Source organism: Pseudomonas sp. B19125 (assembly GCF_044218855.1).
In the GTDB taxonomy this organism is placed as follows: domain Bacteria; phylum Pseudomonadota; class Gammaproteobacteria; order Pseudomonadales; family Pseudomonadaceae; genus Aquipseudomonas; species Aquipseudomonas edaphica.
The window spans coordinates 4,540,992-4,564,788 of sequence record NZ_CP162589.1; the positions used below are offsets into that span (position 1 = coordinate 4,540,992).

The 23,797-nt window shown below is 61.3% G+C and carries 22 protein-coding genes; 11 read left to right on the forward strand and 11 right to left on the reverse strand.

Features of this window, described 5'->3' with window-relative positions:
* Positions 1 to 8 precede the first annotated feature (8 nt).
* From AB4P96_RS20360 to AB4P96_RS20375, 4 genes are read right to left on the reverse strand one after another with little or no spacing between them, the layout of a single operon-like run.
* Entirely contained in the window at positions 9 to 809 is an 801-nt protein-coding gene (locus AB4P96_RS20360) for a carbohydrate ABC transporter permease (protein ID WP_003174634.1), read from the reverse strand.
* Positions 810 to 819: 10 nt separating this feature from the next.
* On the reverse strand, positions 820 to 1,686 hold the full coding sequence (locus AB4P96_RS20365) for a carbohydrate ABC transporter permease (protein WP_017137728.1): 867 nt from the start codon (positions 1,684 to 1,686) through the stop codon (positions 820 to 822).
* Positions 1,683 to 2,780, reverse strand: coding sequence for an ABC transporter ATP-binding protein (locus tag AB4P96_RS20370; RefSeq protein WP_017137727.1), 1,098 nt, complete (start codon positions 2,778 to 2,780; stop codon positions 1,683 to 1,685). The genes AB4P96_RS20365 and AB4P96_RS20370 overlap by 4 nt, the downstream gene beginning before the upstream one ends.
* Positions 2,780 to 3,874, reverse strand: a complete 1,095-nt coding sequence (locus AB4P96_RS20375) for an ABC transporter ATP-binding protein (protein ID WP_177032267.1) — start codon at positions 3,872 to 3,874, stop codon at positions 2,780 to 2,782. The genes AB4P96_RS20370 and AB4P96_RS20375 overlap by 1 nt, the downstream gene beginning before the upstream one ends.
* Before the next feature lie 351 nt (positions 3,875 to 4,225).
* Between AB4P96_RS20375 and AB4P96_RS20380 the strand changes: the two genes are divergently transcribed.
* Positions 4,226 to 6,043, forward strand: a complete 1,818-nt coding sequence (locus tag AB4P96_RS20380) for a sigma-54-dependent Fis family transcriptional regulator (RefSeq protein ID WP_395600001.1) — start codon at positions 4,226 to 4,228, stop codon at positions 6,041 to 6,043.
* Position 6,044: 1 nt separating this feature from the next.
* On the opposite strand, the gene AB4P96_RS20385 is transcribed toward AB4P96_RS20380, so the two are convergent.
* From AB4P96_RS20385 to AB4P96_RS20395, 3 genes are all read right to left on the reverse strand, one after another.
* Complete coding sequence (locus tag AB4P96_RS20385; RefSeq protein WP_395600002.1) at positions 6,045 to 6,977, reverse strand: FecR family protein; 933 nt, start codon at positions 6,975 to 6,977, stop codon at positions 6,045 to 6,047.
* Positions 6,974 to 7,516 (reverse strand): sigma-70 family RNA polymerase sigma factor, encoded by a 543-nt coding sequence (locus AB4P96_RS20390; RefSeq protein ID WP_177032271.1) that lies wholly within the window; start codon positions 7,514 to 7,516, stop codon positions 6,974 to 6,976. The genes AB4P96_RS20385 and AB4P96_RS20390 overlap by 4 nt, the downstream gene beginning before the upstream one ends.
* A 370-nt stretch (positions 7,517 to 7,886) precedes the next feature.
* Positions 7,887 to 10,001, reverse strand: coding sequence for a TonB-dependent receptor family protein (locus AB4P96_RS20395; protein ID WP_395600003.1), 2,115 nt, complete (start codon positions 9,999 to 10,001; stop codon positions 7,887 to 7,889).
* Positions 10,002 to 10,243: 242 nt separating this feature from the next.
* On the opposite strand from AB4P96_RS20395, the gene AB4P96_RS20400 reads away from it, so the two are divergent.
* From AB4P96_RS20400 to AB4P96_RS20410, 3 genes are all read left to right on the forward strand, one after another.
* The gene (locus AB4P96_RS20400; RefSeq protein ID WP_017137721.1) at positions 10,244 to 10,402 is read left to right on the forward strand and encodes a hypothetical protein; all 159 of its coding nucleotides are present in this window, start codon (positions 10,244 to 10,246) and stop codon (positions 10,400 to 10,402) included.
* A gap of 5 nt (positions 10,403 to 10,407) precedes the next feature.
* Positions 10,408 to 11,034, forward strand: coding sequence for a helix-turn-helix domain-containing protein (locus AB4P96_RS20405; protein ID WP_236447651.1), 627 nt, complete (start codon positions 10,408 to 10,410; stop codon positions 11,032 to 11,034).
* Between the two features lie 62 nt (positions 11,035 to 11,096).
* Positions 11,097 to 11,612, forward strand: coding sequence for a hypothetical protein (locus tag AB4P96_RS20410; RefSeq protein ID WP_395600004.1), 516 nt, complete (start codon positions 11,097 to 11,099; stop codon positions 11,610 to 11,612).
* A 240-nt stretch (positions 11,613 to 11,852) separates the two neighbouring features.
* Here AB4P96_RS20410 and AB4P96_RS20415 read toward each other — a convergent pair whose 3' ends face one another.
* Both AB4P96_RS20415 and AB4P96_RS20420 read right to left on the reverse strand, forming a co-directional pair.
* Positions 11,853 to 12,152 carry a hypothetical protein gene (locus AB4P96_RS20415; RefSeq protein WP_138453771.1) on the reverse strand — a complete coding sequence of 100 codons (300 nt, stop codon included), beginning with the start codon at positions 12,150 to 12,152 and terminating at the stop codon, positions 11,853 to 11,855.
* 117 nt (positions 12,153 to 12,269) lie between these two features.
* A complete protein-coding gene (locus AB4P96_RS20420; protein WP_170038609.1) occupies positions 12,270 to 13,010 on the reverse strand; it encodes a hypothetical protein in 741 nt (246 codons plus the stop codon).
* A gap of 427 nt (positions 13,011 to 13,437) precedes the next feature.
* On the opposite strand from AB4P96_RS20420, the gene AB4P96_RS20425 reads away from it, so the two are divergent.
* From AB4P96_RS20425 to AB4P96_RS20435, 3 genes are read left to right on the forward strand one after another with little or no spacing between them, the layout of a single operon-like run.
* Positions 13,438 to 13,896 (forward strand): (2Fe-2S)-binding protein, encoded by a 459-nt coding sequence (locus AB4P96_RS20425; protein ID WP_017137716.1) that lies wholly within the window; start codon positions 13,438 to 13,440, stop codon positions 13,894 to 13,896.
* Positions 13,896 to 16,133 (forward strand): molybdopterin cofactor-binding domain-containing protein, encoded by a 2,238-nt coding sequence (locus AB4P96_RS20430; RefSeq protein ID WP_017137715.1) that lies wholly within the window; start codon positions 13,896 to 13,898, stop codon positions 16,131 to 16,133. The genes AB4P96_RS20425 and AB4P96_RS20430 overlap by 1 nt, the downstream gene beginning before the upstream one ends.
* A 16-nt stretch (positions 16,134 to 16,149) precedes the next feature.
* Positions 16,150 to 17,487, forward strand: a complete 1,338-nt coding sequence (locus AB4P96_RS20435; RefSeq protein ID WP_138450651.1) for a cytochrome c — start codon at positions 16,150 to 16,152, stop codon at positions 17,485 to 17,487.
* Between the two features lie 146 nt (positions 17,488 to 17,633).
* Here AB4P96_RS20435 and AB4P96_RS20440 read toward each other — a convergent pair whose 3' ends face one another.
* Positions 17,634 to 17,996: a hypothetical protein gene (locus AB4P96_RS20440; RefSeq protein WP_170038613.1), complete on the reverse strand. Its 363-nt coding sequence runs from the start codon at positions 17,994 to 17,996 to the stop codon at positions 17,634 to 17,636.
* A gap of 2 nt (positions 17,997 to 17,998) precedes the next feature.
* Complete coding sequence (locus tag AB4P96_RS20445) at positions 17,999 to 18,916, reverse strand: hypothetical protein (RefSeq protein ID WP_395600005.1); 918 nt, start codon at positions 18,914 to 18,916, stop codon at positions 17,999 to 18,001.
* Between the two features lie 610 nt (positions 18,917 to 19,526).
* Between AB4P96_RS20445 and AB4P96_RS20450 the strand changes: the two genes are divergently transcribed.
* The 4 genes from AB4P96_RS20450 to AB4P96_RS20465 all read left to right on the forward strand — a co-directional run bounded on the left by AB4P96_RS20450 (position 19,527) and on the right by AB4P96_RS20465 (position 23,781).
* The gene (locus tag AB4P96_RS20450) at positions 19,527 to 19,829 is read left to right on the forward strand and encodes a DUF6124 family protein (protein ID WP_186617408.1); all 303 of its coding nucleotides are present in this window, start codon (positions 19,527 to 19,529) and stop codon (positions 19,827 to 19,829) included.
* Between the two features lie 281 nt (positions 19,830 to 20,110).
* Positions 20,111 to 21,124: an iron ABC transporter substrate-binding protein gene (locus tag AB4P96_RS20455; RefSeq protein WP_395600006.1), complete on the forward strand. Its 1,014-nt coding sequence runs from the start codon at positions 20,111 to 20,113 to the stop codon at positions 21,122 to 21,124.
* 3 nt (positions 21,125 to 21,127) lie between these two features.
* Positions 21,128 to 22,717 (forward strand): iron ABC transporter permease, encoded by a 1,590-nt coding sequence (locus AB4P96_RS20460; RefSeq protein ID WP_026013755.1) that lies wholly within the window; start codon positions 21,128 to 21,130, stop codon positions 22,715 to 22,717.
* The gene (locus AB4P96_RS20465) at positions 22,714 to 23,781 is read left to right on the forward strand and encodes an ABC transporter ATP-binding protein (protein ID WP_395600007.1); all 1,068 of its coding nucleotides are present in this window, start codon (positions 22,714 to 22,716) and stop codon (positions 23,779 to 23,781) included. The genes AB4P96_RS20460 and AB4P96_RS20465 overlap by 4 nt, the downstream gene beginning before the upstream one ends.
* Positions 23,782 to 23,797 lie beyond the last annotated feature (16 nt).

Sequence of the window (23,797 nt, forward strand, 5' to 3'; positions counted from 1 at the left end):
CGAACCCTCTAGACCCGGCCCAGGGCAAAGCCCTTGGCCACGTGGTTGCGAACAAACCAGATCACCAGCATGCCCGGCAGGATGGTCAACACCCCCGCCGCTGCCAGCACGCCCCAATCAATGCCGGAAGCCGAGACCGTGCGCGTCATCACCGCCGCGATGGGCTTGGCGTTAACCGAGGTCAAGGTGCGCGCCAGCAGCAGTTCGACCCAGGAAAACATGAAGCAGAAAAATGCCGTCACACCGATACCGGAGCCAATCAACGGGATAAAAATCTTCACGAAAAACTTGGGAAAGCTGTAGCCGTCGATGTAGGCGGTTTCGTCGATTTCCTTGGGCACGCCGGACATGAAGCCTTCCAGGATCCACACCGCCAACGGCACGTTGAACAGGCAATGCGCCAGCGCCACGGCGATGTGCGTATCGAACAGCCCGATGGACGAATACAGCTGGAAAAACGGCAGCAAAAACACCGCCGGCGGCGCCATACGGTTGGTCAGCAGCCAGAAGAACAGGTGCTTGTCGCCCAAGAACCGATAGCGCGAAAACGCATAGGCCGCCGGCAGCGCCACGCTCAGGGAGATCACCGTGTTCAGGCTCACGTAGTACAGCGAGTTGAGGTAACCGGTGTACCAGCTCGGGTCAGTGAAGATCACCTTGTAGTTGGCCAGGGTAAAGTCCTGCGGAAACAGGGTCAGCCCGCCGAGGATTTCGGTGTTGCTCTTGAAGGACATGTTCAGCAGCCAGTAGATCGGCACCAGCAGAAACAGGATGTAGATCAGCAGCGGAATAACCTTGCGCTTGCTCATGTTGGCGGCCTCAGCGGTTGGCGTCGGAATGGGTCATGGCGGTGTAGAACAGCCAGGACACCAACAGGATGATCAGGAAATACACCAGGGAAAACGCCGCCGCCGGGCCCAGGTCGAATTGGCCTACAGCCATTTGGGTCAAGGTCTGACTGAGGAACGTGGTGGCGTTACCCGGCCCGCCGCCCGTCAGCACGAAAGGCTCGGTGTAAATCATGAAGCTGTCCATAAAGCGCAACATCACCGCGATCAGCAGCACGCTTTTCATCTTTGGCAATTGGATATGTCGGAACACCGCCCAAGCGGATGCGCGATCAATCCGCGCTGCCTGGTAGTACACGTCCGGAATCGCACGCAGCCCCGAGTAACACAGCAGCGCCACCAGCGAAGTCCAGTGCCACACATCCATCACCAGCACCGTCACCCAGGCGTCCATGGTGTTGGCCGCATAGTTGTAGTTGATGCCCATGGCGTTGAGCGTCGAACCCAACAAGCCAATGTCGGCGCGGCCAAAAATCTGCCAGATGGTGCCGACCACGTTCCACGGGATCAGCAGCGGAATCGCCAGGATGATCAACACCAGTGACGACCAGCGGCCCTTGGTCGGCATGGTCAGGGCGATGGCGATGCCCAGCGGGATTTCGATCAACAGCACGCAGGCCGAGTAGATGAACTGGCGCAGCAAGGAGTCATGCAGGCGCGGGTCGAGCAGCACCTGTTTGTACCAGTCGGCACCGACAAAGTAGCGGCTGGACTGGTCGAAAATGTCCTGCACCGAATAGTTGACCACGGTCATCATCGGGATCACCGCGCTGAACGCCACCAGCAGGAACACCGGTAACACCAGCCACCAGGCCTTGTTGTTCTGCACCTTGTTCATGGCTGCACCTCCAGCAGGTAATCGTCGGCGTACACCATCAACCACTGCGCGGGAAAACTGATCGAGGCTTTGCCTTCCGGCACCGGTTTGTCTTCGGCCAGGCGTACTTTCAACGACGCGCCGTCGAGGTTGAGGGTCATGATCTTGTAGGTGCCGAGGTCTTCCACATGCACGACGTCGGCCTGCAGGGCGTCAGGGTTGTACTCGTCCCACACGTGGATAAATTCCGGGCGGATACCCACCTGCAGCTTTTTGTAGTCCGCCTCGCGCAGGCGCTGTTGCAAGGCCTCGGATAACGGCAGCAACGTGCTGGCAAAGCGCACGCCACCGGCTTCGGCCTGCACCTCGATCAGATTCATCCCGGGGCTGCCGATGAAATAGCCGACGAAGGTGTGGCTGGGCCGCTCGAACAACTCGCGCGGTGTGCCGAATTGCACGATCTGCCCGCCGTACATCACCGCGATTTTGTCAGCGAAGGTCGACGCCTCAAGCTGGTCGTGGGTGACGTAGACCATGGTGATATTGAACTGCTCATGAATCTGCTTGAGCTTGCGGCGCAGTTTCCATTTGAGGTGCGGGTCGATCACCGTCAGCGGTTCGTCGAACAGGATCGCCGACACGTCATCGCGCACCAGGCCACGGCCCATGGAAACTTTTTGCTTTTCATCGGCGGTGAGGTTGCGGGCTTTTTTGCTCAGCAGGGCTTGCAGGTCGAGGACTTCGGCAATTTCCTGCACCTTGCTGTGGATTTTCGCCTCAGCCATGCCCTGGTTTCGCAGGGGAAACGCCAGGTTGTCGAACACCGTCATGGTGTCGTACACCACCGGGAACTGGAACACCTGGGCAATATTGCGTTTTTCCGGGGTCAGTTCGTTGACCACTTTGGCGTCAAACAGCACTTGGCCTTCGGACGGGCTGAGCAAGCCGGAGATGATATTGAGCAATGTCGACTTGCCGCAGCCCGATGGCCCGAGCAAGGCGTAGGCACCGCCCTGCTCCCACACATGGTTCATGGCCCGAATGGCGTAGTCCTCAGGCCCATTGGGTGTAGGGCTGTAGCTGTGCGCGAGGTTCTGCAAATGGATCTCGGCCATCAGGCAACCCTCGCGACGCGGCGCCCGGGGGCCTGGACCAAACGGCCCTGGCCATCGAACACAAAGAGTTTATGGGTGGGGATATACACGCGGATCGGCGCGTCGACGTCGTACTCATGCACCCCCGGTAAATGCAGCACCAACAGGAAATGCTCGCTGCGCACGTGCAGGAAGGTTTCCGAACCGCTGATCTCGGCCACCTCTACGGTCACCGCCAGTTCCAGGTCATCGTCGTTGCTCGGCACCAGGCTGATATGGCTGGGGCGCACGCCAAACCGGAACTCGCCTTCGCCGATGGGACGCAGATCCACGTTCAACGGGAAGTGCACGACATTGGCAAAACTCACTTCATTGCCGCTGATACGCCCCGGCATCAGGTTGATCGGCGGCTCGGAAAACAGCTCGGCGGCCAGCACCGTCTGGGGCTGGTGATACACCTCGGCGGCCCTGCCGCTCTGGATCACCCGGCCTTCGTGCAGGATGGTGGTGGTGCCACCCAGGGCCAGGGCTTCATTGGGTTCGGTGGTGGCGTAGATGGCAATGGTATGGCGCGCCTTGAACAACTCGCGCATTTCCTGACGCAGCTCTTCGCGCAGTTTGTAGTCCAGGTTCACCAACGGCTCATCGAACAGGATCAGCTCGGCGTCTTTGACCAAGGCGCGGGCCATGGCCGTGCGTTGCTGCTGGCCGCCGGAAAGCTCCAGCGGGTGGCGCTGCAGGAACTTCTCGATGCGCAGCATCTGCGCGGTTTCCAGCACTTTGCTGTGGATCAGTTCGTTGGACACACCGGCCTGGCGCAACGGCGAGGCGATGTTTTCGAACACGGTCATGGTCGGGTAATTGATGAACTGCTGGTAGACCATCGACACGTTGCGCAGGCGCACCGGCTTGTGGGTGACGTCTACGCCGTTCATCAGGATGCGGCCGCTGTCGGGTTTGTCCAGCCCGGCCATCAGGCGCATCAGGCTGGTCTTGCCGGACAGCGTGCGGCCGAGCAATACGTTGAAAGAACCGGCTTCGAAACGCAGGTTGGCGTCTTCGATCCAGGTCTGGCCTTCGACAACGCGGGAGACATGTTCCAGGGTCAATGACATGACACGCCCTTTTTATTATTGGAATGATTCTGGCCATTCGTAAGAGCGAGTTTCGTGCCAGAAGTGGCAGGTGGTTGATCTGTAAGGAAATGGGTTGAACAGGATGTTCAGGCATGAACACAAATGAACAACCAGCGCTGAACAACTGAACATTAAGCGGGTTGACATTGAACAGTTCTGAACAACAATCGATGGGCGCCACAGATTTAATGTGGGAGCTGGCTTGCCTGCGATAGCGATGGTCCAGCTTGCCAATTCGGTGGCTGACAAACCGCCATCGCAGGCAAGCCAGCTCCCACAGTTGGACGGCGTAAGGCTTGATAAGAATAAAAATAAAAGAAGGTCGCCCCCATGGCCGAACCCCTCGCACACGACACCCTTATCCAGGAATCCTGGCGCCGTTGCCGCGCCTTTGGCCTGGACCACCAGAGCACCCCCAGCTTCGATCAACTGCCCGCCGAAGGCATCAGCCAGTTGCTCGAAAGCCAGCATTCACTGGTGCAGACCACCCATCAGGAAGTGCTGCCCTACTACGAAAACATCCTCAGCAATTCCAACTGCCTGATCATGCTGGCCGACAACCAGGGCCAGGTGCTGACCTCGTGGGGCACCCAGCGTTTTATCGAGCCGAAGCTGGCGCGCGGCTTCAGTGCCGGCGCCAGTTGGATGGAGCGCTCAAGCGGCACAAACGCCATCGGCACTGCGCTGGCCTGTGCCCAGGCGGTGCATATCGAGCACGATGAACACTTTCTCAAGGCCAACCGCTTCATGACCGGCTCCGCGGCGCCGATTTTCGATGCCCAGCGCGAAATCATTGCGGTACTGGATGTGTCCAGCGACAGCTACCTGCCGCCCTCCCACACTTTGGGCATGGTCAAGATGATGAGCCAGACCGTCGAGAACCGGCTGATCCTCAACCTGTTTCGCGGCGAGCATTTCCAACTGACCTTCAACACCGGCCTGAACAACCTCGACAGCCAGTGGGCGGGCCTGATCATCTTTGATGACAGCGGCCAGGTGCTGTCGGCCAACCGCCGCGCCGACAACTTGCTGGGCATCAGTTTGTCGCGGGTGCTGATCGACAGTTTGTTTAAAGTCTCGCTGCTGGAATTGTTGAATCAACCCGAGGGCTTGCCGTTCTCGTTGCAGGCGGCGGGCCGCAATCGGTTCCAGTGTTTATTGAAGCGGCCGCAGAAGATGCCGGTGCAGGCGAGGGTCTTTGCTGAGCCCAAGCCCACAAAACCTGCGCCGATGGGCATCCAGACCCTGCATTTTGGCGATGTGCGCGTAGAAAAGGCCGTGCGCCAGGCCGAGCGTTTGCTGGAGAAGGACATACCGTTGTTGATACACGGCGAGACCGGCGTTGGCAAAGAGGTGTTCGTCAAAGCCCTGCACCAGGCCAGTTCGCGCAGCAAACAGGCGTTCATTGCGGTGAACTGTGCAGCGATCCCCGCCGAACTGGTCGAGTCCGAGCTGTTTGGCTATGAAAAGGGCGCCTTTACCGGTGCCAACCAGAAAGGCAGCATCGGCCTGATCCGCAAGGCGGATAAGGGCACGCTGTTTCTGGATGAAATTGGCGACATGCCCTTGCCGACCCAGGCCCGTTTGCTGCGGGTGTTGCAGGAGCGTTGCGTGCAGCCGGTAGGCAGCAGCGAGCTGTTCCCGGTGGACTTGCGCATTATCTCGGCCACCAACCGTGTGCTGCGCGACTGGGTGCAGGCCGGGCGCTTTCGTGAGGATTTGTACTACCGCATCGGCGGCCTGACCCTGGAACTGCCTCCCTTGCGCGAGCGTACCGACAAACAGGCGCTGTTCCAGCAGTTGTGGCAACAGCACCGTGAGCCGACCCAATGGGCCGGGCTGAGTGCCGAAGTGCTGGCGTTGTTCGAGCAGCACCCGTGGCCGGGCAACCTGCGCCAGGTCAGCAGCGTGTTGCAGGTGGCGCTGGCGATGGCCGAGGAGCAGCCGGTGCGACCGGAGCATCTGCCGGATGATTTCTTTGTCGACCTGAACGTGACCGCGCCCTTGCCCACCCAGCCAAGCCTGGAAGACAACAGCGACCTGAGCCAACGCTTGAAAGCAGCGGGCGGCAACATCTCCCACCTGGCGCGGGAACTGGGCGTAAGCCGCAACACCCTGTACAAGCGCCTGCGCCAGCACGAAGGCTGATCTAGAGCGGTTTGACCACCACCATCAGGTCGGTGAAGTACTCCACCCGAATCGGCAGGTTATCGGCCAGCGCCGAGAGCGCCGCCGCCGTGTCGTCGAGCTTGAACACCCCGGACACACGCAGGTTTTTCAACGCCTGGGCATCAAAGCGCACCAAGCCGTGGCGGTAGCTGGCCAGGGTTTGCAGCACCTCACTCAGCGGTTGGTCGTTGACCTTGAGCAGGCCACGGGTCCAGGCATCCGGGTCGGCGCTGCCGCTGGCCTGTGCAGGCCCCGCGTGGCCATGATCAAGAATCGCGCGCTGCCCGGCCGTGACCTTGACGCCCTCGCCCGTGTCACCTTGGACCGCCACGGTGGACTCGATCACCGTGACCAGGGTGCTGCCGTCCGCCGCGCGCTTAACCAGATAGCGCGTGCCCAAGGCCGTGGCCGTGCCTTGATCGGTGCGTACCACGAACGGCCGTTGCGCGTCCTTGGCCACGTCAACCCACAGCTCGCCCTGCAGCAGTTCGATCACGCGCTGGTGGCCGTCGAATTTCACGTCCACCGCCGAATTGCTGTTGAGCTGCAACTGGCTACCGTCTTCAAGGGCGACCTGGCGGCGCTCGCCGACGCCGGTACGCTGGTCGGCCGTCCACACCGGCATGTGCTGCACACCAAACCAGCCGCACAGCAATACGCCGAGCACCCCCAAGGCCTGCACCCTGCGCGAACGTTGGGGCGCAAAGGCGCGATTCAGGGCGATGCGTGCCGGTTGCGCGGGCAACGTATCGAAGCCACCCCAGAGCGAGCGCATACGCTCGATGGCCACGGCATGGCGCGGGTCGGCCTGGCACCAGGTATTGAAGGCGTGGCGCTCGGCATCGCTGACGTCTTCGTCGTGCAGCCGCGTCAGCCAATTCGCCGCTTGTTGAATGATCTGCTCGGTGTTCACGGCAACGGGTCCGCCCCGTACAGGCTGTGGTAGCAATGCACCAGCGCGGTGGACAGATAGTTTTTGACCGTGCTGGATGACACCTCAAGGCGCGTGGCGATCTCACTGTAGGTGAGCCCGTCCAGGCGGCTTAACAGGAAGGCTTCACGGGTTTTCGCCGGCAGGCCGGCGAGCATCTCGGCGATGCGCTCCAGGGCTTGCAGCGCCACATGGATCGCGGCCGGGTCGGGCATGCCGGCGTCTTCACACTGCACCAGCAGGGCTTGCAGGTAGGCCTTTTCGATCCGGCGGCGCCGCGCCCCATCGATCAACAGGCGCCCGGCGGTGGTGGCGAGAAAGGCGCGAGGCTCCTTGATGGTGTGCGGATCGGCCAGCATCAACACGCGGATAAACGCATCGTGGGCCAGGTCGGCAGCGTACTGGGAACACCCGAGTTTTTTGCGCAGCCAGCCGTGCAACCAGCCATGGTGCTCGCTGTACATCGCCGTAAGGGTCTGCTGACGGGCGCAATCGCCCGGCGCGGCCGGAATGTCATGCATGCGCAAAAACTTCTCAAATGGGAAAGATTACCAATTGAGCGAACAATGCCAGTAAAACTGTGGCGGGGCAAGGGCCACTCGGGTGGGCTGGATGCCGTGGGCGGGCTTGTGTGGGAATTGGTCTGAGTGGATGCTGGTCTGTGTGGGAGCTGGCTTTTGTGGGAGCTGGTCTGTGTGGGAGCTGGTCTGTGTGGGAGCTGGTCTGTGTGGGAGCTGGTCTGTGTGGGAGCTGGCTTGCCTGCGATGGCATCGCCTCAGTTCAACTGAATGACCGAGGCGCCTGCATCGCAGGCAAGCCAGCTCCCACACAAGCCAGCCCCCCCACACAAGCTCGCTCCCACAGTTAGACCTCGGTGACAGTTAAATTGGCTTAGCGCCAGTTCCACGACACACCGGTATAGATACCGCGCCCATCGGCCGGTGTGGAGCGGGCCACATCCAACCCCTTGTCGTCATACCCCGGCGTGACGGTATTGGCATAACGCCGGTTGGTGAGGTTGCGCAGATCAACCCAGGCTTGCCAGTCCTGTTTCGGCGCGTCATAGCCGAAAGTGGCGCCCAGCGTTGTGTACGCCGCCGCGTAGTAAGAGTTGGCGTAATCCACCGCCACCCGTGAAGCGTGCTCGGTGTTGAGGCTGGTGTAGAAACCAGTCGGGTGGCTGTAGCGCACTTGCGCCTGGTAATAATGCTTGGGGATGCCCGGCAAGGTGTTGGCGCCGAAGCGGTCGTCGTCACGGTAGTGGAAATCGCTGTAGGTGTAGGCCTGGCGCAAGGCCAACTGGCCATTACCACCGCCGTCCCACAATGGGCTGAGCAGGCTCAACTCCACGCCCTGGTGCACGGTGGGGCTGGCGTTGGCTTCGGCCACGACGGCGCTGCTGCTCTGTGTCTGCGCCTGGGTCTCCACTGTGAGCAGTTCGTGACGCACTTCGGAGCGATACAACGCCAAATCCCACTGGCCGAACCATTGCTCACCACGCCCGCCTATCTCCAGGGTAGTGGCGGTCTGATTGCGCAAGCTCACGCCTTCGCGGGCCAGCCCCTTGGCCGGGCCGCCGGTGAAATACTTGTTGGAGCCCCAAATCATCGACCACGCGTGCGGCGGTTCGACCGAGCGACTCAGGTTGCCGTACACCTGCAACTGCGGGGTGAAGTCATAGCGCAGGCCAATGCGCGGCGCGTAGTCCCAATCATGCTGGCTGAGCGGCGCCTGCCCTTGCGGGTAGCTGACCTGGGTTTCGCGGCGGGTGTAGATCGCAGCCAGGCCGGTGGTCAGCCACAGGTCTTGCACCAGTTCCAGCTCGTTGCCGATATGCAACACCGTGTCGGAACCCAGGTAGCTGTAGTCGCGGGTCTTGGTGCCGGGGGCGTAATAGGTGGCGGGGTTGCTCGACGGTACGCGCACATATTCCGAGGCACCGTTGTTGGGCATCGCCTGGGTGGTGCGCAGGCCAATGGTGGTTTTGCTGTCGTGGCCGAACCAACTGTCCTGGCGAATGTAGTTCAGGGTGCCGCTGACATCCGTGTAGGCGACTTTCAGGCGGTTGAGCCCTTCGCGCAAATCCATCGGGTAGTCGTGATAGGCCAGCCCCACCTCGACGCGGGAAGTGTCATCGAGCTGCAAGGTGGTCTTGTTGGCGATCCAGGTCGAGCCCGGCTGCAGGCGTTTCGAGTCGCGGGCGGCGTTGAGGCTGTTGGCGGCGGTTGGATCGTGGCTGATCTGGTAGCGCGTCAGCTTGCCGGGGCTGTCGTTGGTGGTTTCGCGGTAGCGAAAATAGAAGCGCGTCTCCAGGTCCGGGTTGAACCGGTAGCCAAAGTTGGCCGCAATGCCCTTGCCGGTGCCGGCGCTCTGGTGCTGGTAGCCGTCGGATTCGGAGTCGGTGAGGCTGATGTAGTAGTCGGCGTCGCCCAGCACCTGGCCGGAGCTGATTTCGCGTTGGGCATAACCGCGACTGCCCACTTCATAGCGCACCTGCAACTTCGGCGCGTCATAGCCGGTGTGCGTGACATAGTTGACCGAGCCACCCAGGGCCAGGGCGCCCTGGTCAAAACCGTTGGCGCCGCGCAGCACCTCGACGCGGCTTTGCCACAGCGGATCCTTGAGTTCATAGGGCGTGCCGCCGGGGCCGGTGAGCGGCAAACCGTCGAGCATTTCATACAGGCCCGAGGCGTGGGAGCCGGGGCTGCGGTTCAGGCCGGAACCGCGGATCGACAACTTCACGCCTTCATTATTCGCCGCCTTGGCATAGACGCCGGCCTGGTACTTGAACACGTCTTCGTTGGTGCTGACGCGCCCCTGTTGCACGCTGCTCATATCAATGAAGTTGGTGCCACCGGGCACGCTCTTGAGCTGCGCCTGGGCCACTTCGCCAGCGCTGGCTTCGCTGCTGGAGACCTCGACCGGGGCCAGTTGCAGGGTGTCGGCGTGCGCCAGTGAACTGAGGGTCAGGGCGGTAAACAGTAGTGGGGGTTGGCGCAACAGCATGGGGTAAATCCTTGGCATTCGGGGGCGTGACAAAGCCTGGGCCATCACGCGAACAGTGATGGGAAGCCAGGCAGGCTCACCAGGTCACGCTTAATTAACGGACCAGACCCTTCCCACAACAGCATCGGAACGGGATTATTTTCTAAGTCCAAAATCGCATTAACACATGCAAACTCAGTATTTAAAGAAATAACCAGCACGCATTACTGTGGAGGCATTGAGTCGCCCACGAGATTTCCCCCATGCAAACATCCGCCAGCGTTATTGACTTCACCCTCCACCGTAAACGCCGCCAGGCGCGTGCCGCGGCCGAGCTGATGTGGGCGATGTACGCGGCACGCGCGGGGCTTGCGGTGTTCTCCGCCCACACCGCAACCGCCAGTGATACGCGCCGGGCGTAACGCCGATGAATTTTTTACAGGTACTGCCCGAATCAGCCCAAGCACTGCCAAAACCTGCGATTGAGGATGACGACACCAGCCTGTGCGTGGCGCAGAACCTGCAACGTTTGCGCAGTAAGCGCCACCTCTCGCTGGACGGGTTGGCACGCGCGTGTGGCGTGAGCCGGGCGATGCTGGCGCAGATCGAATCGGGCCGCAGCGTGCCGTCGATCAAGGTGCTGTGCAAAATCGCCAAAGGCTTGAAGGTGTCGGTCGCGGCCTTTCTGGAGGACCGTGCCTTTGAAGGCGTCGAGGTGTTGCCGGCGCGACAAAGCAAACGCCTGGTAAGTGCCGACGGGGCATTCGTCAGCCGTGCGTTGTTTCCCTTTGATACCGCCCGCCAATCGGAATTTTACGAAATCCGCTTGCGTGCGCTCGGCGAAGAAATTTCTGCCGGTCACGGCCCCGGCATTCAGGAAAACCTGGTGGTGGCCCAGGGCGTACTGGAAGTCAGCGTCAACGATGAGCGCTACTTGCTCTCCACCGGCGACTCGATCCTGTTCTACGCCGACCAGCCCCACCGCTACCGCAACCCGGCGGACAGCGAGGCGGTGGCATTTTTGGTGATCACCTACCCGGAACGCCTGGACTGAATGCAAAAAAGCCCCGACAAGTCGGGGCTTTTTTTTGCGTTTCAGGCAGCAGCGGTCAGCAGGTGCAGCACATCATCGGCATGCCGTTGCAGCTCATCATCATCGGCATGGCGCAGTCATTCATCAGTTTGTTCATGAGCATGCAGCAGTTTTCCATCATGGCCATGCTCATGCCTGGCATTGGCATCATTTTGCACATCATGCTGTCGCCCATCACGCTGCATTCCATCATGCATTTCATCATCGACATCGACATCGACATGCCCATGGTCATCATCGGCATGTTCATGTCAGCCATCATCTTCATGGCATCGGCCGACATGCACAGCATCGACATGTTTGCGCACTGCATCATCATCGGCATGCCGCAGTTCATCATCATCGCCATCATGTCGGCATTGGTCTTGAACTGCGCCATGTCCATACCGGCCGCCGGCTTCATGGTGCACATCATGGCGTCGCCCGCCATTTCGCACTTCATGGTCGCCATCATCATCGGCATGCCCATCATCGGCATCATTGGCATGGACGTGTTCATCGGCATCTGCATTGCGTTCATCATGTTCGAAACTCCGTAATCGACAGGAAATGGCTAAGTTCTGGCGCCGATTCTAGAGACACCGGGCGACGGCGCAAGACGACGGCAGAGCAGCACAAATGGCTGTTCGGGAGCTTGCTTGGGTGACCAGGACAGCGACACCGGGCGTGATAACAGATAAATCGCTGTAAAGACGTTTAAAGCCGCTACTGGCACCGCATAAACGCCAGGATGGATATGCGATTAAAGCCTTGCGACCTCACTTAAGGAAATAAACGATCTAACCCGAGAGCAAAACCTGGTGATCAGTCGCGTCCGTGAGCGGTTCGATCGTGCGCATAAAATCATCCGCCTCAGACCCCCTGAGGAAACTGAACCCCGCCATTTCATCGCAGGCCAGGATGTCAGCCAGGGCTTTACGTAACTGAGACTCCGCCGGCGAATCGCGCAGCAGTTTATGTGCACTCAATAACACCTCGGCAGGAACACCCTGGGCGCTTGCCACGTCGATCACCGCAAAGAGAATGAATCGCAGACGAACTTCGCGATCCGTAGGCCAAACCGTTTTTCGCTTACCCAAGGTAGGCACTCATCCGTTGAGAAAAGTCCGAGGCTATTGCCCACCGAGGGGTGTTTCAAGCGTGGGGACTTAAGATAGGCCACTTCCTACACCTGAAAGGGAAATACCGTACCTACATTACTGCACCGGCAAGAAATTCATCAGCAGCAAACTCTGCGCGTAGTTGAGCGCCACACGTCGGTAGCGTTCATCGAGCATCTGCGCGAGCAAGTCCAGGCGCGCAACCACTTTGCCGAACTCGACCGCAAAGCTCAGGTTACTGCCCTCCTCCGATATCTCGTTGGAAAACAGCAGCAACACCCCGTTGGCATCCTGGCGCTGACTGAGCAGCCAGGTGGCTTTTTCGATATTGCGTGCGGCGTTGCTGACAAACTGCGGGTTGATCGAGTCAGTCATATAGAACTGGGTGCGGCCGCCGTGGGCGGTCACCAGCATGCTGCCGATCGCGTAGATAAACGCACCGACCCGGTCGCCTTTGAAGTCGGGGCTTAACGAGTAACTCAAGGCCGCGAGATCGCGCCGCTCGCCCAGGGCCGGCAGCGGTTGCTGATGCTCGATGGCCTGGCGGATTTCCCGCGCGGCACTCACCGCATCCGGGTAACCGGATAGGCGCCACTGGCTGGGGTTGCGCAGGTAGAGCTTGCTCATCAGCAGATACAGGCTTTGCAAGTTGTCGCGCATGCTCAGGGTTGCCATGCGGTCAACGCTGGTCTGAAAGAACTCATCGGGCCTGCCATTGCTGAACTGGCTGGCGATATCGCGGCCCTGCTGCTGGCTGCAACCACTGGCAAACAGTGCCAAAAGAACAACCAAAAACAACGGCCAGCGGGAGATACAAGTATGTGACGTTCGATCCATCGGCACCGGGTCTGATTCTGCTGCCCACACTCTGAATGAGTGGGGTCGTGACAGGGATAGATCAGGAGAATCAAAAAAAGTGCGGCGAGCCGGGTCGGATCAGAGGTTGCCTACACACAAAGGAGTGCCTATAGGATCGTTCCCACGCGCCGCAAAGGAATGCCGCCCTGGACGCTCCGCGTCCCGCTTCTGACGCCGTGACGCAGAGCGTCACAGGATGCGTTACCACGCGGAGCGTGGGAGCGATCAAGCTGCCGGTAGTGCATTCCTGCGAAATACTTGCCTGATCCTCCGACTTATCGACTGGCGGATAGATAGCCCTTGCGCCGTGGTCTAGAGTGCAACGATGGGCCACAAGTCCCACTCTTCTTATAAGGGCTCAAAAGAGCTCAGCACCACCAACCGATGATCAGCAGGTGAACCCGCCATGGAATTACGTATCAACCAAAAGACCTACCAGGTCGATGCCGACGCCGACACGCCGCTGCTGTGGGTGATCCGCGACGACCTCGGCATGACCGGCACCAAGTACGGTTGCGGCCTGGCCCAGTGCGGCGCCTGTTCGGTACTGGTGGACGGTAATGTGGTGCGCTCTTGCGTTACCCCGGTGGCAGGTGTGGTCGGCCGCGAGGTCACGACCATCGAGGCCATTGAGGACGATGCGGTGGGCAAGCACGTGGTCGCCGCCTGGGTCGAGCATCAGGTGGCGCAATGCGGCTATTGCCAGTCCGGGCAGGTGATGGCGGCCACGGCGCTGCTCAAGCACACCCCCGCGCCGACGGTCGCGCAAATCGATGCCGCGATGGTCAACCTGTGCCGCTGCGGCACCTATAACGCCATCCACACCGCCATGCAGGATTTGGCCCAGCAGAAGGAGCGCGCATGATGAATACGCGCAACGAACTGCTTGATGTGGCCCTGGGCGACCCGGTCAACCTGTCACGCCGGCGCTTTCTGGCCAGCACCGCCGTGGGCGCGCTGGTGATTGGTTTCGGCCTGCCGCTGGGTGGCGGCCGCGCCTTCGCGGCCACCGCCAACCCTGCGGAGCGCGGCACGCAGGTGCCGGCGTTTCTCGAGATTCGCCCAGACGGCACGGTGCGCCTGCTCAGCCCCTTTATGGAAGGCGGCCAAGGCACCCACACCGCCATGGCGCAAATTGTTGGTGAAGAATTGGACGCCGACCCTGCCACCTTTGTCGTCGAAGCCGCGCCACCGGGCGATGCCTATGTGGTGATGGAAAACGGCATGCGCATCACCGGCGGCAGCATGTCGGTGCGCATGAGTTACCCGGTAATGCGCCGCCTGGGCGCCCTGGCCCGCGCCATGCTGTTGCAGGCCGGCGCCGAGCAACTGGGCGTGCCGGTCGCGCAACTGACCACCACCCCCGGCCGCGTGGTACACGCCGCCTCGGGCCGCTCGCTGGGCTACGGCGAACTCGCCAGCCGCGCCCTCGACATGCCGGTGCCTGACCCGTCCACTATCACCCTGCGCGACCCGAGCCAGTTCCGCTGGATCGGCAAGCCGGTCAAACGCCTGGATGCCTACGACAAATCCACCGGCAAGGCGCAATACAGCATCGACCTCAAGGTCGACGGCATGCTCCACGCCGCCGTGCAGCATGCGCCGCGCCTGGGCATGACCGTGGGCAGCCTGCGCAATCAGGCGCAAGTTGAAGCCATGAAAGGCGTGCACTCGGTGCATCAACTGCCTGGCGCCGTGGCCGTGGTGGCCGAGCGCTGGTGGCACGCCAAGCGTGCAGTAGAAGCTATTCAGGTCGAATGGCTGGAAGCCGCCGCTGACTCTACAGTGCGCGCCATGCCGGCAGACTTTTCCAGCGACAAATACCGTGACTTCCTCGCCGCCCAGCAAGGCCCGGCCCGCGACGAAGAAAACGAAGGCGACGTCAACGCCACGCTGGCAAACGCCAAGACCAAGGTCGAAGCCACCTACCACAACCAGTACGTCAACCATGCCCAACTGGAGCCGCCATCGGCCCTGGCGCGCTATAACCCGGACGGCACGCTGGAAGTCTGGCTGCCCAACCAGGCGCCAGACATGTTCCGCGCCGACATCGCCAAGCGCACCGGGCTGGATGTGTCAAAGATCACCTTGCATTCGCCGTTGCTGGGCGGCTTTTTCGGTCGGCATTTCCTGTACGACTCAGCCAACCCGTACCCGCAGGCCGTCGCATTGGCCAAGGCTGTGGGACGCCCGGTCAAGCTGATCTGGAGCCGCGAAGAAGAGTTCCTGCGCGATGTGCTGCGCCCGGTCGCGGTGGTCAAATTCCGCGCGGCGCTGGATGACAAAGGCTTGCCGGTGGCCATCGAAGCCGTGAGCGCCACCGAAGGCCCATCCGAAGCCATCGCCGGCAAACAGGGCGACAAAATCGACCCGACGGCTCTTGAAGGGTTGTCGGGCAAATCCTACGCGATTCCCAACAAACGCATCGCCCAGATCTACGTCAAAGGCCCGGCCATGCTCGGCTACTGGCGCTCGGTGGGCAACTCGCTGAATGACTTTTTCTACGAAGCCTTCCTCGATGAACTGGCTGACAAAGGCGGCCATGACCCGTATGAGTTGCGCCTGCACCTGCTGCGCGACAACAAACGCCTGACCACGTTGCTGCAAGCGGTGGGCGAGTTGTCCGGTGGCTGGAAACGTGGCCCGTATACCGCAGAAGACGGCAGCCGGCGTGCCCGTGGGGTGGCCATGGCCTCGCCATTTGGCTCGCATGCGGCGGTGGTTGCCGAAGTGTCGATCGAAAACGGCCAGGTCAAGGTGCATAACATCTGGGAAGCCATCGACCCTGGCAGCATCGTCAACCCGGCGATCATCGAGGCCCAGGTCAACGGCGCCGTAGCGTTGGGCTTGTCACAAACGTTGGTGGAAGAAGCGGTGTACGTGGACGGTAAACCACGGGCGCGCAACTACGACCTTTACCCGATCCTGCCACCCTCGCGGATGGCCAAGGTGCACGTAAAGATCGTCGAGAGCGGCGAAAAGATGGGCGGTATCGGCGAGCCGCCGCTACCCGCAGTGGCGCCTGCCGTGGCCAATGCGGTGGCGCACTTGACCGGCCAGCGCATCCGCAGCCTGCCCCTGAGCCGATACACCTTCGCCTGACCGACAAGGAACGCCTATGAACAACCAACGATTGGCTAGAACCGCTGGCTGGCTGGTGCTGGCCGGCGCAGTCGCCGCCGGCCTGCTGGCCTGGTACGTCACCCGTCAACCTGCTTCGCCGTTTGAACAGGCCAACGCCACGGCTGACCCGACACTGGTCAGCCGTGGCGAATACGTCGCCCGCGTCAGTGATTGCGTGGCCTGCCACAGCCTGCCGGGCAAAGCGCCGTTTGCCGGCGGCCTGGAGATGGCCACCCCGCTGGGCGCCATTCATGCCACCAACATCACGCCAGACAAGAACGTCGGCATCGGCACCTACAGCCTGGCCGACTTCGACCGCGCCGTGCGCCACGGCGTGGCACCGGGCGGGCGACGGCTCTACCCGGCCATGCCCTACCCGTCCTACGTGAAACTCAGCGACGACGACATGCGTGCGCTGTATGCGTTTTTTATGCAAGGCGTGCAACCGGCCAGCGAGCCGAACATTCCCAGCAGCATCCCGTGGCCACTGAACATGCGCTGGCCCATCGCACTGTGGAACGGCGTGTTCGCGCCGACTAAAACCTATGCCGCCAAACCCGAGCAGGACGCGTTGTGGAACCGTGGCGCCTATATCGTCCAAGGCCCCGGCCACTGCGGCAGTTGCCACACGCCGCGTGGGCTGGCGTTTAACGAGAAGGCATTGGACGAGTCCGGCGCGCCGTTCCTCGCCGGTGCCTTGCTCGACGGCTGGTACGCACCCAGCCTGCGCCAGGACCACAACACCGGTTTGGGCCGCTGGAGCGAGCCGGAGATTGTGCAATTCCTCAAGACCGGGCGTAACAAACACGCAGTGGTGTATGGCTCGATGACCGAGGCGTTTAACAACTCCACGCAGTTCATGCAAGACGACGATCTGGCGGCCATTGCGCATTACCTCAAATCACTGCCGGGCGACCCGCAGCGTGACGGTTCGCCGTGGCAGTACCAAACGGCAGCGCTCGACACGAGCGCACCGGGTGCCCACACCTATGCCACCCGCTGCGCCTCCTGCCATGGCCTGGACGGCAAAGGCCAGCCGGAGTGGATGCCACCGTTGGCCGGTGCTACCTCAGCCTTGGCCAAGGAAAGCGCCTCGGCGATCAACATCACCCTCAATGGCTCGCAACGCATCGTGACCGCCGGTATGCCGGACGCGTACCGCATGCCGGCATTCCGCGAGCAATTGTCCGACCAGGAAATCGCCCAGGTGTTGAGCTACGTGCGCGGTACATGGGGCAACAACGGCGGCGCGGTGGAGGCTGCGGCGGTGAACAAGCTGCGCGGGCATACGGACCCGGCCAGTAGTAGCCCGATTATCCTGCATATGCGCTGACAGATCGTTCCCACGCTCCCGCGTGGGAATGCAGCCCGTGACGCTCCGCGTCACAGCTGCGCAAAACTTGAATGTTGTGAGCGGGACGCAGAGCGTCCCAGGCTGCATTCCCACGCAGAGCGCGGGAACGATCTGATGGCCGCAGGCTACCAGCCATACAAGATGGACCAGAGGATACAGCCAGCAAACCATACCATCCCAAAATGATACGGCCACACCGCCCAACGCTTGAGGGACAGGGGGACGGCCGCCACCTCTGCCTCGGTCACCTCGCCTCTTTTAATGTGAAATTTAGGCATGCCCAACAGGTCACTGATCACGAGCATGCGATGAAACCTGTCGATGTGCTTGTTTCTGCCCCAAAACCGTTTGTTGGCGCAGACCACCTCGTTTTCGCTGAAGTAGCTTTCCAGGGCTTCGAGCTTTGTGCACTCGGCGTAGAAAGTGAGTCCGCCAAAAACGAACGTCGCTATGGATAGAATGATTGCAAGGATGAGTTGAAAATCCATGCTTATGCGCCCTCTGGCTGAAAGATCAGATCACCGTCGATCTCTTCGATTTGCCCGCCCAGAAACGCACCGAAATCGCCAACTACATTGCCTACTGCAAACCCTCCCGCAGCGCCGCCGATCACTGCGCAAGCCAGGTCACCGTTTCCTTTAGCCACGACGCCCAAAAAAACCTTGCAGCCGAGACGGGCTATTTTCGCGCCCGCCTTCCCTCCGCCATAAGCGCCCCCTACGCCACCCACCAACTTCCCCGTTTCCACATACTTCGCCCGCCGACACTGCGCCTCGCGTCCCTCCACACACGCCTCCTTGATCTCCAACCCTGCCACGCCCACGTCCAGTGCCAAGCCCACATAGGTGCCCATCCCCAACCACTTCGAGGTCTGCGCAATGCTCCGCATCCGCTGCGCATACCCGGCAATCTCACCCTTGTGCAGATAGCTTTTGGTTGAAACCCCCAATATCTTTTTCAGCGCCTGATTACCTCGCAACCCCGTGCCAAATCGCGCCGCGCCTTGCAACTGGGTATCCAGCAGCCCAAACAGCGCCTGGCGCTGGCGCAAAAAAGCCTCACGCTCCAAGCCTGCGGTTTTCAGGCGCTGGTGCAGCCGCTCAATCTCTTCCAGCGTCTGCGCCACTTCGTCCAGATGCCGCGCCCACGCCGATGTTGAGCTGCCCACTCCCAACGAGCCGTACCCGAGAAGACTTTGCAGCAGGTCATAGTTGTTGACCACTTGGGTGGCGGCGCGCGCGTCCAGCTCCCGACCGATTGCCTCGGCATGGCGCACAAGCCAGGCCTCTTCCAGCGAGCAGATCACGCTGTAGGGATCGGCACGCTGCCGTCCCGGGGCATGACCCATCAACTGGTTTTTCAAGCTGATGTAGTCCGTGAGGCGGTCGTTGATATAGCCCTGCGCCATGCTTCGTATCCCTGAATGCAATGAAGATGGCGTTGGAATATAAGCAGGCGAACAGGGCTCGGACACAAGGTCGGGAAGGCTGAGTGATATTTGGGAAGTTGCCTACATCACTAGAAATTAACGCCTACAAAAATGGCCGGACTTGATAGATCGTTCCCACGCTCCCGCGTGGGAATGCAGCCCGTGACGCTCCGCGTCGCACCTGCGCAAAACTTGAATGTTGTGAGCGGGACGCAGAGCGTCCCAGGCTGCATTCCCACGCAGAGCGCGGGAACGATCTGTGGCGAGATTAGTGGCATTTGGTCATGGTTTTTAAAGGGCCAGCAGGGCGCGTCCCTTTAAATTGCAGGACGTTTCCTAGACAATCCTTGCCGCCTTGTGCCTGTTGGAATCGATGGCTAGTCTGCGATCCGTCACTGCTTATCAGTGATCGGGTTTAGTCGCTCGGGTCTTACATGGCGCATGGTCCTCCGTGAAATTTTATGGTGGCTGTGCGTAGGGCACCTTCGGGTGCGCCGGTTTTCCATGTGACCGGTCGACTAACCTGCGTACAGCTGCCACCCTCGTTTAGTCGCGACAAGTGTCAGCTCCAACCATGTGGAGTTACACCATGAAAAAAGTCGTCCCCGACCCACCCCGCAACGCCGCCAAAGACCGCGCCGCCTTCAACCGCGCCATCGACCATTACCTGCCCTCCAACGGCGTTAAAATCGAAGACCTGAGCTTCGAAGACGCCCTGCTCTACACCGCCAGCTTGCTCGACAGTGCTTCAGCTACCGCGCTCAATTGCGGTGAATTACTGGCCAGCCCACAGCGCGCGAAGATTCTGGCGGTGTGGCATTTGCTGGAGATGGCCAAGACCACCGTGGACCGATCCATCGAGTGCCTTAAACCCACAGCCCCGCCTGCCTGAACACAATAAAAACGGTGGGAGCTGGCTTGCTCGCGAATGCGGTGGGTCAGACCCAGAGATGCTGACTGAACCACTGCATCCGCGAGCATGCCAGCTCCCACATTTGACCTGCGTCATTTAATAGGCCTCATCACATTTGTTAACCGTTTATTTGACGTTTTTTTCTCATCTGCGCCTCTACATTCGCCGCGCCCCAACATGCAAATGATTCCTATTGGTCTAGTCTCAATCGACCCCTCACGGGCTTCCCGTGCCTACATAAAAACCGGAGCATTCAACGTATGGCTTCCCGTCTACCGTCTTTCCTCACTAAAGCCCTGCTCGCCACTGCATTGGTTGGCGCCGGGCAAGTGTATGCCGCCGAAACCGCCGGCATCGTGGTGTACAACGCCCAGCACGAAAGCCTGACCAAGGCCTGGGTTGAGGGCTTCACCGAGGAAACCGGGATTCCGGTAACCATCCGCAATGGCGACGACACCGAGATGGGCAACCAGCTTGTGCAGGAAGGTGCGGCCTCACCGGCCGACGTGTTCCTCACCGAAAACTCCCCGGCCATGGTGCTGGTGGACAACGCCGGGCTGTTCGCGCCAGTAGCGCCGAGCACGTTGGAACAAGTGGACACCGCCTACCGCCCCGCCCACGGCAAGTGGCTGGGCATCGCCGCACGTTCGACGGTGTTCGTGTACAACCCGAGCAAACTCAAAGAAGCCGAGCTGCCAAAGTCCCTGCTGGACCTGGCCTCGCCAAGCTGGAAAGGCCGCTGGGCTGCCTCACCGGCCGGTGCCGACTTCCAGGCCATCGTCGCCGCCGTGCTGGAACTCAAAGGCGAAGCCGCCACCCTCGACTGGCTCAAGGCGATGAAAGCCAACGCGAGCATCTACCGTGGCAACAGCGCGGTGCTTAAAGCCGTCAACGCCGGCCAGGTCGACAGCGGCGTGATTTATCACTACTACAGCTTTGTCGACCAATCCAAGACCGGCGAAAACAGCAAAAACACCCAATTGCACTACTTCAAACACCAGGATCCAGGCGCCTTTGTGAGCATCTCCGGCGCCGGTGTATTGGCCTCCAGCAAGCATAAAGAAGAAGCCCAGGCCTTCTTGAAGTGGATCACCGGCAAAGACGGCCAGGCGATCCTCAAGGACGGCAACTCGTTCGAATACGCCGTGGGCCAGGGCGCACAGTCCAACCCCAAGCTGACACCGCTGGCCCAGCTGGACGCGCCGAAAGTGGACGCCTCCAAGCTCAACAGCAAAAAGGCCGTCGAACTGATGACCCAAGCCGGACTGCTCTGATTGCTGCCTGAACCTTTAGCTCCCGCCTTAACGCAGGCGCAACCGCGTAAACGCGCCCACGGTTTGTTTAAAAGCCGTGGGGGCACGTGGGTCACCAGTTTGTCAGTAGTGGTGTCGCTGCTGGCACTGCTGCCCATTGCGTTTGTGATCGGCGTGTCCTGGCAAATCGGCTGGGCGCAGATTGAAGCGTTGGTGTGGCGTCCGCGTGTGGGTGAACTGCTGGTCAACACCGTGTTGCTGGTGGTGTTCACCCTGCCCTTATGCGTGGTGCTGGGCATTGCGCTGGCGTGGCTGACCGAGCGCACCAACCTGCCAGGGCGCCGTGTGTGGTCGCTGCTGGCGGTTGCGCCGCTGGCGGTGCCGGCGTTTGTGCACAGTTACGCCTGGGTCAGCCTGGTGCCGTCGATGCATGGTTTGCCGGCCGGCGTGCTGGTCTCGGTGATTGCCTATTTCCCGTTTTTGTACTTGCCGGTGGCGGCGACCTTGCGCCGGCTCGACCCTGCCATTGAAGACGTGGCCGAGTCCCTGGGCCTCAAGCCCTGGGCGGTATTTTTTCGCGTGGTGCTGCCGCAGTTGCGCCTGGCGATCTGCGGCGGCGCACTGCTGGTAGGCCTGCATTTACTCGCCGAATACGGCTTGTACGCGATGATTCGTTTCGATACGTTCACCACCGCGATTTTCGATCAGTTCAAATCCACCTTTAACGGCCCTGCCGCCAATATGCTTGCGGCGGTGCTGGCGCTGTGTTGTTTGGCGATGCTCACGGCGGAATCCGCTGCACGCGGGCATGCGCGTTATGCGCGGGTCGGCTCCGGCAGCGCCCGCGAGCAACGTATTGTGAGCCTGCGCACGCGCACCACGCTGCTCGCCCTTGGCCTGCAAGGGCTGACCTGCGCGCTGGCCCTGGGTGTGCCGTTGATCACCCTGGGCAAGTGGCTGATCGCCGGTGGCCGTGAGGTATGGCAGTTCAACGAACTGCTGCCCGCGCTGGAGCAGACCGTGCTACTGGGCGTGGCCGGTGCCGTGCTGACCACCTGTGCGGCGGTGCCGATTGCGTGGCTGTCGATTCGGGCGCCAGGGCGTTTACAGCGCATCCTGGAAAGCTGCAACTACATCACCAGTTCGTTGCCCGGCATTGTGGTGGCGCTGGCCTTGGTCACAGTGACCATTCATTTCGCCCGGCCGATCTACCAGACCACCATCACCGTGCTGCTCGCCTATTTGCTGATGTTCCTGCCACGGGCGCTGGTGAGCCTGCGCGCGGGTATCGCCCAGGCGCCGGTAGAACTGGAAAACATGGCGCGCAGCCTCGGCCGTTCGCCGGGCCGCGCCCTGTGGCTGATCACTTTGCGGCTGGCCGCGCCTGCTGCGGCTGCGGGTGCGGCGCTGGTGTTCCTGGCGATCACCAACGAGCTGACCGCCACCTTGCTGCTGGCGCCTAACGGCACGCGCACCCTGGCCACCGGTTTCTGGGCGCTGACCAGCGAAATCGACTACGCCGCTGCCGCGCCTTACGCGCTGATCATGATCCTGTTGTCACTGCCGTTAACCGGCCTTCTCTACCATCAATCCAAACGCACGGCAGGCCGATGAACGCCCTCGAACTCCACGCCCTCTGCAAGACCTTCGGCACCCAGCGTGCCCTGGCGGACGTCTCCCTGGCGGTGCCCACCGGCAGCCGCACAGTGATCGTCGGGCCTTCGGGCTCGGGCAAGACCACCCTGCTGCGCATGATCGCCGGCTTTGAATTCCCCGACACCGGCAGCCTCACGCTCAACGGCCAGGTATTGGTCGACGCCACCCATGCGGTGCCGGCCCACCAGCGCCAGATCGGCTATGTACCGCAGGATGGCGCGCTGTTCCCGCACATGACGGTGGCCGACAATATCGGCTTTGGCCTGGCCACCCAAGGTGAAGCCCGGCACACGCGCATCGCCGAACTGATGGACAGCGTGGCCCTCGACGCCAACATGGCCCGGCGCTGGCCCCATGAACTGTCTGGCGGCCAGCAGCAACGCGTGGCACTCGCCCGGGCCTTGGCCCAGCAACCCCGGTTGATGTTGCTGGATGAACCGTTTTCCGCGCTGGACACCGGCCTGCGCTCGGCCATGCGCAAAATGGTCGCGCGCCTGCTGAGCGACGCGGGCATCACCACGATCCTGGTCACCCATGATCAAAGTGAAGCGCTGTCGTTTGCCGACCAATTGGCAGTGATGCGCCAGGGGCGCCTGGTGCAGGCGGGCCACCCGATGGACCTGTACCAATACCCGGTCGATGAGCAAACCGCGTTGTTCCTCGGCGAAGCGGTGGTGATGCCCGCCCGTGTTGAAGCTGGCTGGGCGCATTGCGGGCTAGGCCGTGTGCCGGTGGACAGTACGGCGGACCACGCAGCAACGCGGATCATGCTGCGCCCGGAGCAATTGCAGCTGAGTACCACCGACCTGTCGGGCTGCCGTGGTGTCGTGACCGAGCGCGAATTCGGCGGCAATACCTGCACGTTGACCGTGGTGTTGCAGCCTGCCGAGGATGAACCGGGCCAGGCGATTCTGGTGCGCAGTTCCGGCCTGCAAGCCCCGCCCACCGGCAGTGTGGTGCACCTCACGACACTCGGCACGGCGCATGTATTGAAAAAACCCCAGGCCCTCAGTCTCAGCTAAGTGTCGGGGCTTACCT